This window comes from Parabacteroides gordonii MS-1 = DSM 23371 (genome assembly GCF_000969825.1).
Classification (GTDB): domain Bacteria; phylum Bacteroidota; class Bacteroidia; order Bacteroidales; family Tannerellaceae; genus Parabacteroides; species Parabacteroides gordonii.
In genome coordinates this window covers 715,960-728,831 of record NZ_KQ033920.1, presented here as the reverse complement: position 1 = coordinate 728,831, position 12,872 = coordinate 715,960, and the positions used below count along the sequence as shown (strand labels likewise).

Genomic DNA, 12,872 nt, shown 5'->3' with positions numbered 1-12,872 from the left:
ATCAAACAGGAATAATTTAGGGCACATAATTACTTCAAAGTCGGGTAAAGAGGATTTCCTGTTTCATCCACTTCCGTCCAGTTTTTCACATTTACGCTTGAAAACGTAACTGCATTACCGTCTATTATAGCATTAAATAAATAAGAATTGCCAGCCTTTAGTTCCCCATCCGGAACAGGCACGTCGACAGTATAAGTTCGTGAAGTATTTTCTCCGTTGACCATCACTTCAAGTGTTAAAGACATCGGAGTAGATATTTTCAGTGGAAGCATAATGTATTGGGCGAGAGTACCATTTATCCCCATTTTATCGGGAGTATCTAATTTCGTAGCCGGAGGTATAACTCCGGTTGCCAGCTCCATGCTGGCTCCTGATTCAGGGGGAGTGATCATGGCTGAAACCAGTTTATTCAATCGTATACTGTCTCCTTCCGTTATTTCAATGACAACCTGGGTTGCCGCATGCAGATAAACGACCGGAATATTGACCTGTGAACTTGCCACGTCCAGGTTAGGGCTATGCCACCATAAATAATCTATTCCATTAAATAATGGTTCGGATTTTCCCGCAGAGAATTTAGGAGGAATAGTTGAGAAATTATCGGATACTGCATAGAAATCAAAAATACCATTTTCCAAATACATTTTATATCCATTCACACCGGTTAATACGCCGGGAGAAGATGTTATGTACAATCCTTGCGCTGAAGGTGTGGATTTAATGCCATTTAGAGTAGAAGGATCAAAAGCATATAACGTACTTTTTATTCCCTGATTCATTGGAGACATAGCCCGTGTAAGTAAATTACGATCTTCGACAGAAGCGTTAAAGGTGATCAGGCTCGTGCCATCCGGATTATTATCTCCCGTGGGTTTGTTTTCGTCTCCGATATCAAGTGTTATTATATTTTTCGTACACCCTGAAAAGAGAATAATTGTGCAGATGAATGCTACCACTTGCGTTGTTTTGAGTAATTTAGTTTCCATAACCAACCATTTTTAATTATTTGTCTACATAATACATTTTTAAAGCTGTTTTGGTTCAAGCCGGTATTGGATATAAAACTAATTAATACAAAAAAAGAAGGATATTCTGAAATAGAATACCCTTCCCGATAATATAAAAACCCAGGTTTTGTTTATCCGTTTATTTTTGCTTTAATTGCGCGTGTTAAGCGAGACTGAATTTTCATTAGTGAAGCTAACTCTTCACCTTCGAAGTCGATATCAGATATTTTTACTTTCTGTTCTACCACTTCTTCTTCCTTCTTAGAGCCATTCTCAATTTCAGCAGACAGCTCATCCAACTGAGCCTTAATTTTCTCGATCTTCTTTGAATAATTTACTTTACGTGCCATAAACTTTACTATATTAATAAATAAATATAAAATGTTTAATACAAAAGTAATTATAATTTGAAGATAACGAAATAAATATCCAATAATACTATATATTTTAAAACGAATTAAGAAGGATATTCAAATAGAATACCCTTCTTAATGTATAGAATTAGTACTTTTTTATTCGTGTAATACTTAATCTTCTATTGCTGCCTGCGCCGCTGCGATACGTGCAATAGGCACGCGGAAAGGTGAGCAGGAAACATAATTCAAACCAACTCTATGGCAGAATTTAACAGAAGAAGGCTCACCGCCATGTTCGCCGCAAATACCACATTTCAGATCCGGACGGATAGCACGTCCCTTTTCTGTTGCCATTCTTACTAACTGACCTACGCCATTCTGGTCTAATACCTGGAACGGATCTACTTTCAGGATCTTCTTTTCCAGATAGATAGGCAAGAAAGAAGCGATATCGTCGCGTGAATAACCGAATGTCATCTGAGTCAAGTCGTTTGTTCCGAACGAGAAGAATTCGGCAGAAGAAGCGATACGGTCGGCTGTTAAAGCGGCACGTGGTATTTCGATCATGGTACCCACTTTAAAGTCGATACGGTCTCCCACTTCTGCAAATAACTTTTCTGCAGCATCACGGATTACTTTTTCCTGTTCTTTAAATTCATATAAGATACCTGTCAGCGGAACCATAATTTCCGGTTTGGCAACAATACCTTCCTTTTTCAATTCCAATGCCGCACCTAAAATGGCACGTGTCTGCATTTCTGTGATTTCAGGATATGTATTACCTAAACGGCAACCACGGTGACCCAACATCGGGTTATGTTCGCAAAGCGATTCCACACGCTGCTGGATAGTCTTTACAGAAACCCCCATAGCAGCAGCCATTTCTTCCTGTCCTTTCAGATCGTGAGGAACGAACTCGTGCAAAGGAGGATCGAGCAGACGAACAGTAACAGGCAGATCATGCATAGCCTTGAAGATACCCTTAAAGTCAGCCTGCTGATAAGGCAAAATCTTTTTCAATGCATTCTTACGTCCTTCCGCATCTTCTGCCAGGATCATTTCACGCATAGCTTTGATCTTTTCGCCTTCAAAGAACATATGTTCCGTACGGCACAAACCGATACCGCTTGCACCGAATGCACGGGCAATTTCCGCATCATGAGGAGTATCCGCATTGGTACGAACCTGCAGTCTGGTATATTTGTCGGCCAACTTCATTAATTCTGCGAAATCATCAGACAACTCAGCGGCCTGTGTTTCGATTTGTCCTTCAAAGATTTCCCCGGTAGAGCCATTAATAGACAGGAAGTCACCTTCTTTCAGCGTAACACCGCCAACTTCGATCGTTTTCTTTTTGTAATCGATATTCAAACCACCGGCTCCCGATACGCAGCATTTACCCATACCACGGGCAACAACAGCAGCATGTGAAGTCATACCGCCTCGGGCAGTCAAAATACCTTCGGCAACAGCCATACCTGCCAAGTCTTCAGGAGATGTTTCAATACGAACCAGAACTACTCGTTTTCCGGCAGCATGCCATTCAGCGGCATCATCAGCAAAGAATACGATCTGACCGGTAGCTGCACCCGGAGATGCAGGCAGACCTTTTACCAATACTTTTGCTTTCTTCAACGCAGCCTTATTGAATACCGGGTGAAGCAATTCATCCAGTTTGTTCGGTTCGATACGTGCTAATGCTGTTTTTTCGTCAATCATTCCCTGGTGAAGCAGATCCATAGCGATCTTTACCATAGCAGAACCAGTACGTTTACCGTTACGGGTCTGAAGGAACCACAGTTTACCTTCCTGTACAGTAAATTCCATATCCTGCATATCACGGTAGTGATTTTCCAGTTTAGTCTGCAATGCATCCAGTTCTTTATAAATTTCCGGCATTGCTTCTTCCATAGAAGGATACTTGGCAGCTCTTTCTTCTTCAGGGATACCGGCACGTTCAGCCCAACGCTGTGAACCGATCTTTGTGATCTGTTGCGGAGTACGGATACCGGCTACAACGTCTTCACCCTGTGCGTTGATCAGGTATTCACCATTGAACAGGTCTTCACCGTTACCAGCATCACGAGAGAAACATACACCCGTTGCTGACGTTTCTCCCATATTACCAAACACCATAGCCTGAACCGTTACAGCTGTACCCCATTCAGCCGGAATACCTTCCATCTGACGATACAGGATAGCACGTTCGTTCATCCATGAATTGAATACGGCGCAAACAGCACCCCACAATTGCTCATAAGCACAAGTTGGGAAGTCGCTTCCGGTTTGTTTTTTAACAGCAGCCTTAAATTTTGTAACCAATGTCTTCAGGTCATCTACGGTCAACTCGTTATCCAGCTTTACGCCTTTGGCCTCTTTTACTTCTTCGATGATGGCTTCAAACGGGTCGATATCTTCCTTGCTGGTCGGTTTCATACCCAAAACAACATCACCGTACATCTGTACAAAACGGCGATAAGAGTCCCAGGCAAAACGAGCATTACCGGTTTTGCGTGTTAACCCTTCTACTACTTCGTCGTTCAAACCCAGGTTAAGGATCGTATCCATCATACCCGGCATAGAAGCGCGTGCTCCGGAACGGACAGAAACCAACAATGGGTTTTCTATGTCTCCGAACTTGGAGTTCATCAACGTTTCTACATTAGCGATAGCCTTTTCAACGTCCGACTTCAGTAACTCTACTACTTTCTCCTGGCCCAGTTCGTAATATTCCGAGCAGACATCTGTAGTGATTGTGAATCCCGGAGGAACCGGAACACCAATTAAATTCATTTCGGCAAGGTTTGCACCTTTACCACCCAGCAGATTTCTCATATCCGCTTTACCTTCGGCTTTTCCATTTCCGAATGTGTAGACTCTTTTCTTTTCCATGTGTCAGACAGTTTTTATTTATTAGATTTCAGTTTTGCTATCTCTACATTGCAATGGTGCAAATATATGCTATTTAGGGGTATGCAGGATACGGTAAGTTAAATAATTTTATATGTTTTATAACCATTCCATACCATTCGTATCAGCTAAATATGTACATTTGCGTGGCGAAAATTTTAAACACAGATAAAATTGGCAAGAAATAAGAAGCAGTTACCCTTGTTGGAAAAGGTAACAATTACAGACGTAGCCGCTGAAGGTAAAGCGATTGCACGAGTGAATGACAAAGTAATATTTGTCCCTTTTGTTGCTCCCGGCGACATTGTTGATATCCAGATTACCCGTAAAAAAAGTAGTTTTGCAGAAGGTCGGGCTGTACGGTTCCACGAGTACTCAGCGGAACGTGCCACTCCTTTTTGCGAACATTTCGGTGTTTGCGGCGGTTGCAAATGGCAACATCTCCCCTACAAGGAACAGTTAAAGTATAAACACAAGCAGGTTATCGACAATCTTACCCGTATCGGAAAGATCGAAATGGAAGAGATTTTCCCTATTCTGGGATCTGAACGTACCACTTTCTACCGGAACAAGCTTGAATATACTTTCTCTAACAAGAAGTGGCTGACGGAAGAAGAAGTAAAGTCTGGAGCTACGTTCGATTGTATGAATGGTGTCGGTTTCCATATTCCCGGAATGTTCGACAAGGTGCTCGACATCAATAAATGCTGGTTGCAGGATGATATTTCAAACCGCATCCGCCTTTGTATCAAAGACTATTGCCTGACACACGAAGGGTATCCTTTCTACGACCTGAGAAATCAGGAAGGTTTTCTGCGTACATTGATGATCCGTACGGCTTCAACCGGTGAGCTGATGGTTGTCGTTGTTTTCTATCACGAAGACGTAGAACGTCGCGAAGCGTTGTTGTCGCACGTAGCAGAACAATTTCCGGAAATCACTTCCTTATTATATGTAATCAACGAGAAGTGCAACGACACGATTACCGACCAGGAAATCTTGGTATTCCGTGGAAAAGATCATATGATCGAAGAGATGGAGGGTCTTCAGTTTAAAGTCGGCGCTAAATCATTCTACCAGACGAACAGCGAACAGGCTTACAACTTATATAAGATAGCCCGCGAATTTGCCGGACTGACCGGAAACGAAATGGTTTACGACCTTTACACAGGAACCGGTACGATTGCCAACTTCGTATCACGGCAGGCAAAGAAAGTAATCGGAATAGAATACGTTCCGGAAGCTATTGAAGATGCAAAAGTCAATTCCGCCCTGAACAAGATTGAAAATACCTTATTCTACGCAGGCGATATGAAAGATATTCTTACTACCGATTTCATAAACCAACACGGTCGTCCGGATGTTATTATTACTGATCCGCCACGTGCCGGTATGCATGACGATGTAATCAACACCATCCTTCTTGCCGAACCGGAGCGTATCGTCTATGTCAGCTGTAACCCGGCCACACAGGCACGCGACCTGAGTCTGCTCGACGTGAAATATGCCGTGAAGAAGGTACAGCCGGTAGATATGTTTCCACATACACATCATGTGGAGAATGTCGTTTTACTGGAAAAGAAAAAGTAACATATATAATAATGTATAGGAAAATCGTCTCCCTTTTGTGTATCACTTTGCTTTTGAATAGCTGTTCCGGCACTAAGCAACAAGAGCAAAAGGAAGACGATTCTGTCTTTACAGACCTTCCCCAGTTGAAGGCGGCAGGTGAGATCACCGCCGTTACGCTCTACAGTTCCACGTCCTATTTCCAATATAAGATGGAACCGATGGGATACGAGTACGACCTGATCAAAGACTTTGCCCGTTCTGAAGGACTGAAGCTGAATATCAAAGTAGCTGAAAACGCCACCCGCCTGATCGAAATGCTTGAAGCCGGCGAAGCCGATGTCGTAGCCTACCCTATCCTGGTAAACAATAAGCTGAAGGAAGATTATCTCTATTGCGGACGTGAATCGCAGACCAGCCAGGTGCTCGTTCAGCGTGCCAACAAAGGAGACACGATCCTCAAAGACGTAACACAACTGATCGGTAAAGACGTTTACGTAAAGCCCGCAACGAAGTACTACCAACGTCTGAAGAATCTCAATGAAGAACTGGGCGGTGGCATCCACATAAAAGATATAGAAAAAGATACGATCACAACCGAAGACCTGATCTCGATGGTTTCGCAGGGAGAGATACCCTATACGATCAGTGATGATAACATGGCCCGCCTGAACAAGACCTATTTCTGGAATATCAACGTCTCGTTGAAGGTCAGCTTTATGCAGCGCTCTTCGTGGCTAGTACGTAAAACCAGTCCGAAACTGGCAGAAGCAATCAACGCCTGGGCGTCGGACAAATCCGGAACCCATGTCTACAAGGCTGCGATGAAGCGGTACTTTGAATTAGGTAAACAACCGCTTACCGTAGACTTGCCCCCTGTCAAAAACGGGCATATCTCCCCTTACGACGATCTGTTTAAGAAGCACTCCAAGAATATCGGATGGGATTGGCAGTTGCTCGCTTCCATCTCTTATCAGGAATCACATTTCAACCCGTCGGTCGTTTCATGGGCCGGAGCCGAAGGTCTGATGGGCATTATGCCGAATACAGCCCGGGCACTCGGTGTCACTCCCCACGAACTGAAAGATCCTGATGTCGGCATCCGCACCGGGGTGGACTGTCTGCGCAAGTTCCGTCAGGGCTTTTCCGAAATAACCGATCCGCAGGAGAAGGTAAAGTTTACATTAGCGTCTTATAATGCAGGTATCGGACATATCTATGACGCACAGCGTCTGGCCGAGAAGTACGGCAAAGACCCGAAAGTCTGGGACAACAATGTAGCCGAATATGTCCGCCTGAAAAGCGATCCGGAATACTATAACGACCCGGTCTGCAAACACGGTTACCTGCGTGGTTCGGAAACATTCAATTATGTGCGCGAAGTGTTGGAACGGTTTGACTACTACAAATCAAAGACCGGGCACCACTGATCATTTCAGATTTTCAGCCAGCATTTCTTTGATCACGAGTATCACTTTCGGATGGTTTAGCGGTATATCCTCAAAAATACTTTGAAGTTCTTTTGTGCTCAATTCAAAGGTATGTTCCCCTTTCCTATATGTAAAACAGACGTTGATAGCCGGATTACCGCTTATCAGCATTGCGACCGTTCCCGCCAGGTCTCCCCACGGCGGACAATCTATATGAGACGTATGAAAGCTGGCTGTAACTTCCGTGCCTTCCCCCGGTTGGGATATTATCTTTACAGACCCGCCTGTCTGCTCCGCATTTTGTATAAGGAAAGGTATTCCCAGCCCTATCCTGCGGGTGGTACGGGTGGTATAAAACGGATTGGAAACGCGCGAAACGGTTTCGGCATCCATCCCACAACCGTTATCGGCAATACGGATACGCGCATTATCCCCTTCGATAACGACATCCAGCATAATACGGGTCGCTCCCGCACGGACACTGTTCGAAGCAATATCTGTAATATGAAATGTTAGTGTGTTCATCCTGACGAAAGTATTAAATGATCCTGACTACCCGAATAAGCCATCCTGATATTATCGAATAAAGGAGCCGAAGCCCGTATCAGGCAAGGTTTACTTCCAATCTGTTCGGGATAATGAGCGTCGGAAGCCTGATAACAAATATACTTTGACAGATACTTCTGTTCCGACAAAATCCGGGCAAAACGGGAAGCATCCGTATACTCGATCGCATCCAAAGGCAAGGACGGATCGATAAACCCCAGCTGGCTGATCAGGCTGAAAGAAGGCCGTTCCACATGTGCCGCAACGAAAAGCCCGCCCAATTCCTTGACTACAGCAGCTACTTGATTGACATTCCGGTCGAGTGCGGAGATCAGCAAGTAAGGAGCTTCTCCCATTATTTCATCGTTCCGGTTCACCCAGACCTGATCGCCGAAACGTTCGGGATCATTAGGGACGGAAGGAAGATGCCGGTCGAGGTATTGCTGAAAAGCAACACGGGCTTCTGCAGTTCCGAATAAGGCCAGGCAATGCGCTTCTTCACGGGTACAAACTTCAGCTCCGGCAATAACCGTTAATCCGGCCTCTGCTCCCAACGCCTGAATTTCCGGACATTGCAACGTGCTGTTGTGATCCGTAACGGCAATGATATCCAAGCCACGGGCAAGAGCTGTTTCGACAATGACCGTAGGGCTCATATCCAGGCTTCCACAGGGTGAAAGGCAGGTATGAATATGCAGATCAGCCCGGTAAAGATTCATGCGTTTTGCAGGAGTTGATAAATCTTACCGGAGATAACGAAAGCGGAAAGCGGCGTCCCGAGCAAGGGAATACCTTCTTCCCTGCCTTTCTGCAACGTCTCTTCATCCGGCGAAGCTCCATTGACCACCAATACGGCGGCAGCATCTTTCAATGTGGCAACAGCGACTATATTCTGATGAGTCTGCATGGTCACCCACAGCATCCCTTCTTCCATATGCCCCATTACATCACTCAGCAGGTCACTGGTGTAACCGCCTTTTATCTCTGTATCCAGACTCTCTTCGCCACAGAAGACGGTGAGTTCCAGTTCTTTTATCAGATCACTGACCTTCATATTTTGCTCCTTTCTTATAACAGTCTTTGTTTAAACGATCTTTCCCCCAAGTCTTTTCTATCAGACGGAAGGCATGTTCCTGATCCAGTTTGCCATGCTTCTCCATATTGCGCTGCATGAAAACACAGTCGCTGAACTGGGCTTCATGGCGGACGATATCTTCTGCCAGGCTCTGGCAATTAGGGTTTCCGCAAGCTCCGCAGTCGATACCCGGCAGGTAACACATCAGGCGGCGCACCTGCTCCATCTTCTTCAGGACTTCTTCGATATTGCCGTCGAAAAGCAGTTTCGGATTCGGATGAAGCGGACGGATGGTAATGTGTTGCTTCAGATAAGCCAAAGCGCCGAAACGCTCGGAAGCATAAATAAGCGGTGCCTTATCACGTTTCATCGAACGCTTCATGATCCGTTCGGAAGTCAGGAAACGGTTGGCCACGGCAAGCACCCCTCCGGCACAGCTACGATCGCAGGCACGGAGTTCGAGGAAATCGACGTTGCGCACTTCATTAGTCGTTTCCATCCGTTCCAGAAAATCGATCACGTTGTGTATTTCATCGATGGCAAGGCAACGGCCGGAGAAGTGTTTCGCTTCACCTCCGGTCTGGCTCCATCGCATCTCTTTCTTGGTAAGTGCCGGCGGAAGAACACATTCCGGCTTATAGCCTTTCGGACGGTTTTGCAGGATATGGTATACCTTATTATATAATGTATCCATATTGATCACTCCGTTTATCGTAGAAGAATAGCCGTCCTCTCCTTTCAATGCCGCAATCTTGGCGGCACAAGGCGTGACATAAAAAAGACCGATCTGCTCCGGCTTATACCCTTCTTCCGTCAACACCTGATGATAATAAGTGGCCGTAGCATTGACCGGACTCTTTACCAGCAGGATATTATCGACCAGTGCCGGGAAACGGATCTGTATCAACCGTACGATAGCGGGACAGAAAGAACTGATAACCGGCTTCTCCTCGGCCAGCTCCATCTGGCGGAGCATTTCGCGATGGATCATATCGGCCGTAAACTCCACTTGGTAAACATGGGTAAACCCTAATTCATACAGGGCGCTGAATATCTCTTCCTCCGTAGTGTATTTGGAGAACTGCCCGATAAAAACAGTCGGAACCAATGCCACGCGGCATTCATAACCAAATATCTTCTGGAAGTCGTCCTGCTCAACAGAGATCGCTTCTGTCGGACAGGCTTTCAGGCATTCACCGCAATCGACACACCAGTCTTTACGGATCACGGCTTTCCCATCGCGGATACGGACTGCCCGTGTAGGACACTTCGTCATACAATGGGTACAACCGATACAACGATCCTTATCGATCCTCAGGGCATGATAAAACTTGGTCTTCTCCATAACGCTTTATTCCTTTGTCGCGAACCAGGTAACCATGCGTACGGTCGTCCCCACGCCTACCTCGCTCTCTATTGTTAGTTCGTCTACATTCTTCTTCATATTGGGAAGTCCCATTCCCGCACCGAATCCCATTTCCCGCACAGCAGGCGAAGCGGTCGAATAGCCTTCCTGCATGGCTTGCTGAATATCCGGAATGCCGGGGCCTTCGTCTTTCAGTAGCAAGGTGATCTTTTCGGCATCCAGCGTGGCAGATACTTTTCCGCGCCACGCATGGGCTACGATATTTACCTCGGCTTCGTACAAAGCAACGACGATCCTCTTGATAATACGGGAATCGATAGACAATTGCTTCAACACCTTCTTTATCTGGCTGGATGCATATCCGGCTTTCGAAAAGTTTCCTCCTTCCAGTTCAAAACTATATTGCATGCTAATTTCCTCCTTTCCTTAAAAAATAGGTAAAAGGCCGCTACAATATAACTCGCCCACCGTATGGTACATGGAATGTTCCGTTTCAAGCAGGATCATATTGTTTTCCGAGGCTACCGCCAACATCTCATCCGTCACCCGTTTGCCCCTGACGAAAAGGATACAGGACACATCGGCCATTTCGGCCGTACGGATCGTTTGCAGGTTGCAGAGTCCGGTGATCAGGATCACTTCATTACAATCCACTGTCAATACATCGCTCATCAGGTCGCTGGCAAAAGCACATTGCACTTCATGGTCTAGCTTATCGCTTCCACATGCTACGGTTGCTTCGGTAAGTTCTTGTATCTGCTGAATCTTCATAATGTATGCAAGGTTTAATTTGTGAGGCCAATGTAAGAAATATTTTTTAATAGATACCCGTTAGTTTATATTAATTACTATCTTTGTTTCAAAACGAAGATAAGCTGCGCCTCGGCATAAAAAATGAACTCGTTCATTTTATTCTGCTCTCGGCTTGCATTATCTTTGATAGCAATAAATAAAATCCAAAAGTTATGTTTAGTAAAGAAACGTATATGGCCCGCAGGGCTAAACTGAAACAGACTATCGGTTCAGGTTTGTTACTTTTCCTCGGAAATGATGAGTCAGGTATGAACTATGCAGATAACACATACCACTTCCGCCAGGATTCCACTTTCTTGTATTTCTTCGGACTTCCCTATGCCGGGCTGTCTGCTATCATCGATATTGACAACAACAAAGAAATCATCTTCGGTGACGAACTGACCATCGATGCAATCGTATGGATGGGAACCCAGCCTACGCTGAAAGAGAAAAGCGAAGCAGCCGGTATCACGGAAGTTCGTCCGTTCAAAGAAATCGAAACGTATCTGAAAGCGGCGCAGCAGAAGAGCCAACGTGTTCATTACCTGCCGACTTACCGTGCCGAACATCAGATCAAGTTATTCCAGTGGCTGGGTGTCGTGCCGGGTACGGAACAACCTTCGGTTCCTTTCATTCTGGGTGTTGTGAACCAACGTAATTATAAGAGTGCGGAAGAAATTGCAGAGATCGAAAAGGCTTGTACGGTTACTGCCGATATGCACCTGACCGCCATGCGTACTGTCCGTCCGGGAATCCGTGAAAGCGAAGTGGCTGCAGCTGTCGCCGAAGTAGCTTACGCTAACAACTACCAGCTCTCCTTCCCTATTATTGCGACAATCAACGGACAAACGTTGCACAACCACGATCATAGCAATATGATCAAGAGCGGCGATATGTTACTGCTGGATGCCGGTGCAGAAACGGAAATGGGTTATGCGGGCGATATGTCGTCTACCATTCCTGCCGACGCCAGATTCACAACCCGCCAAAAAGATATTTATGATATTCAGGTAGCTGCCCACGAAGCTGCTGTTGCCGCCCTTCGTCCGGGCATTCCTTTCGTCGACGTTTACGAGCTGTCTTGTAAGGTAATTATGGAAGGATTGAAAGACCTTGGATTTGTAAAAGGCGATCCGATGGAAGCTGTAAAGGCCGGTGCTCATGCCATGTTCATGCCTTGCGGATTAGGACATATGATGGGACTCGACGTGCATGATATGGAAAACCTGGGTGAAGTATATGTCGGTTACGACGGACAGCCGAAAAGCACAGAGTTCGGCCGTAAGTCTCTCCGCCTGGGACGCAAACTGGAACCGGGCTTCGTTCTCACTATCGAGCCGGGCGTTTACTTTATTCCTGAACTGATGGATCTGTGGAGAAGCCAGAACAAGTTCACCGAGTTTATCAATTACGAAAAACTGGTTACTTACAAAGACTTCAGCGGTATCCGTAACGAAGAAGATTACCTGATCACAGAAGACGGCGCACGTCTGCTGGGTAAGAAGATTCCTTTGCATACGGATGAAGTGGAAGCATTAAGATAACATAGCAAAATAAGCATTAAACCCTTCACCATTCACCTCATGAAGGTTAATGCATTATAAAACAACACATAAAGCACCATTCACACAGGTGAAGGGTTGCTTAAAAAGGTGAAGGGTTGGTTTGAACCCTTCACCTTTTATCGTTTCAGATTACTTACTACTAGCACTTACATACCTGGACACTAGATGAAAGGTATAAGCCTACTAAGTCAAACATTACGTTTAATTCACTTAACGACTAAGGTCGTTAAGCTTATCGAGCATCATCATTAAG

12 protein-coding genes are annotated in these 12,872 nt (G+C 45.4%); 3 read left to right on the top strand and 9 right to left on the bottom strand.

Going from position 1 to position 12,872, the window contains the following annotated elements; all coding sequences use genetic code 11:
- Positions 1 to 29: 29 nt before the first annotated feature.
- The 3 genes from HMPREF1536_RS20025 to ppdK form a co-directional block, all read right to left on the bottom strand.
- Positions 30 to 986, bottom strand: coding sequence for a fimbrillin family protein (locus HMPREF1536_RS20025; protein WP_044193159.1), 957 nt, complete (start codon positions 984 to 986; stop codon positions 30 to 32).
- A 152-nt stretch (positions 987 to 1,138) separates the two neighbouring features.
- Positions 1,139 to 1,357 (bottom strand): hypothetical protein, encoded by a 219-nt coding sequence (locus tag HMPREF1536_RS20020; protein WP_028729373.1) that lies wholly within the window; start codon positions 1,355 to 1,357, stop codon positions 1,139 to 1,141.
- Between the two features lie 177 nt (positions 1,358 to 1,534).
- A complete protein-coding gene (gene ppdK, locus HMPREF1536_RS20015; RefSeq protein ID WP_028729374.1) occupies positions 1,535 to 4,255 on the bottom strand; it encodes a pyruvate, phosphate dikinase in 2,721 nt (906 codons plus the stop codon).
- Between the two features lie 192 nt (positions 4,256 to 4,447).
- On the opposite strand from ppdK, the gene rlmD reads away from it, so the two are divergent.
- Both rlmD and HMPREF1536_RS20005 read left to right on the top strand, forming a co-directional pair.
- Positions 4,448 to 5,863 (top strand): 23S rRNA (uracil(1939)-C(5))-methyltransferase RlmD, encoded by a 1,416-nt coding sequence (rlmD, locus tag HMPREF1536_RS20010; protein ID WP_028729375.1) that lies wholly within the window; start codon positions 4,448 to 4,450, stop codon positions 5,861 to 5,863.
- Between the two features lie 11 nt (positions 5,864 to 5,874).
- A complete protein-coding gene (locus HMPREF1536_RS20005) occupies positions 5,875 to 7,272 on the top strand; it encodes an MltF family protein (protein ID WP_028729376.1) in 1,398 nt (465 codons plus the stop codon).
- Here the strand turns inward: HMPREF1536_RS20005 and HMPREF1536_RS20000 are convergent, their stop codons facing one another.
- Genes HMPREF1536_RS20000 through HMPREF1536_RS19975 form a run of 6 tightly spaced genes read right to left on the bottom strand, consistent with a single transcriptional unit; the run spans position 7,273 to position 11,030 of the window.
- A complete protein-coding gene (locus HMPREF1536_RS20000) occupies positions 7,273 to 7,797 on the bottom strand; it encodes an ATP-binding protein (protein ID WP_028729377.1) in 525 nt (174 codons plus the stop codon).
- Positions 7,794 to 8,537: a PHP domain-containing protein gene (locus tag HMPREF1536_RS19995; RefSeq protein WP_028729378.1), complete on the bottom strand. Its 744-nt coding sequence runs from the start codon at positions 8,535 to 8,537 to the stop codon at positions 7,794 to 7,796. Before HMPREF1536_RS19995 ends, HMPREF1536_RS20000 begins: the two co-directional genes overlap by 4 nt.
- A complete protein-coding gene (locus tag HMPREF1536_RS19990; RefSeq protein ID WP_028729379.1) occupies positions 8,534 to 8,872 on the bottom strand; it encodes a DRTGG domain-containing protein in 339 nt (112 codons plus the stop codon). Before HMPREF1536_RS19990 ends, HMPREF1536_RS19995 begins: the two co-directional genes overlap by 4 nt.
- Positions 8,859 to 10,238 carry a [Fe-Fe] hydrogenase large subunit C-terminal domain-containing protein gene (locus HMPREF1536_RS19985; RefSeq protein WP_028729380.1) on the bottom strand — a complete coding sequence of 460 codons (1,380 nt, stop codon included), beginning with the start codon at positions 10,236 to 10,238 and terminating at the stop codon, positions 8,859 to 8,861. Before HMPREF1536_RS19985 ends, HMPREF1536_RS19990 begins: the two co-directional genes overlap by 14 nt.
- Positions 10,239 to 10,244: 6 nt before the next feature.
- Complete coding sequence (locus tag HMPREF1536_RS19980) at positions 10,245 to 10,667, bottom strand: ATP-binding protein (protein WP_028729381.1); 423 nt, start codon at positions 10,665 to 10,667, stop codon at positions 10,245 to 10,247.
- A gap of 18 nt (positions 10,668 to 10,685) precedes the next feature.
- The gene (locus HMPREF1536_RS19975; protein ID WP_028729382.1) at positions 10,686 to 11,030 is read right to left on the bottom strand and encodes a hypothetical protein; all 345 of its coding nucleotides are present in this window, start codon (positions 11,028 to 11,030) and stop codon (positions 10,686 to 10,688) included.
- Positions 11,031 to 11,224: 194 nt separating this feature from the next.
- On the opposite strand from HMPREF1536_RS19975, the gene HMPREF1536_RS19970 reads away from it, so the two are divergent.
- Positions 11,225 to 12,598, top strand: coding sequence for an aminopeptidase P family protein (locus HMPREF1536_RS19970; protein ID WP_028729383.1), 1,374 nt, complete (start codon positions 11,225 to 11,227; stop codon positions 12,596 to 12,598).
- The last annotated feature ends 274 nt before the right edge of the window (positions 12,599 to 12,872 follow it).

What these genes read in the sequence shown, in the direction of transcription:
- HMPREF1536_RS20000 (WP_028729377.1), bottom strand. Translation starts at nt 7,797, where the DNA reads ATGAACACACTAACATTTCATATTACAGATATTGCTTCGAACAGTGTC.
- HMPREF1536_RS19970 (WP_028729383.1), top strand. Translation starts at nt 11,225, where the DNA reads ATGTTTAGTAAAGAAACGTATATGGCCCGCAGGGCTAAACTGAAACAG.
- HMPREF1536_RS19985 (WP_028729380.1), bottom strand. Translation starts at nt 10,238, where the DNA reads ATGGAGAAGACCAAGTTTTATCATGCCCTGAGGATCGATAAGGATCGT.
- HMPREF1536_RS20020 (WP_028729373.1), bottom strand. Translation starts at nt 1,357, where the DNA reads ATGGCACGTAAAGTAAATTATTCAAAGAAGATCGAGAAAATTAAGGCT.
- HMPREF1536_RS19980 (WP_028729381.1), bottom strand. Translation starts at nt 10,667, where the DNA reads ATGCAATATAGTTTTGAACTGGAAGGAGGAAACTTTTCGAAAGCCGGA.
- HMPREF1536_RS19990 (WP_028729379.1), bottom strand. Translation starts at nt 8,872, where the DNA reads ATGAAGGTCAGTGATCTGATAAAAGAACTGGAACTCACCGTCTTCTGT.
- HMPREF1536_RS19995 (WP_028729378.1), bottom strand. Translation starts at nt 8,537, where the DNA reads ATGAATCTTTACCGGGCTGATCTGCATATTCATACCTGCCTTTCACCC.
- ppdK (WP_028729374.1), bottom strand. Translation starts at nt 4,255, where the DNA reads ATGGAAAAGAAAAGAGTCTACACATTCGGAAATGGAAAAGCCGAAGGT.
- HMPREF1536_RS20005 (WP_028729376.1), top strand. Translation starts at nt 5,875, where the DNA reads ATGTATAGGAAAATCGTCTCCCTTTTGTGTATCACTTTGCTTTTGAAT.
- HMPREF1536_RS19975 (WP_028729382.1), bottom strand. Translation starts at nt 11,030, where the DNA reads ATGAAGATTCAGCAGATACAAGAACTTACCGAAGCAACCGTAGCATGT.
- HMPREF1536_RS20025 (WP_044193159.1), bottom strand. Translation starts at nt 986, where the DNA reads ATGGAAACTAAATTACTCAAAACAACGCAAGTGGTAGCATTCATCTGC.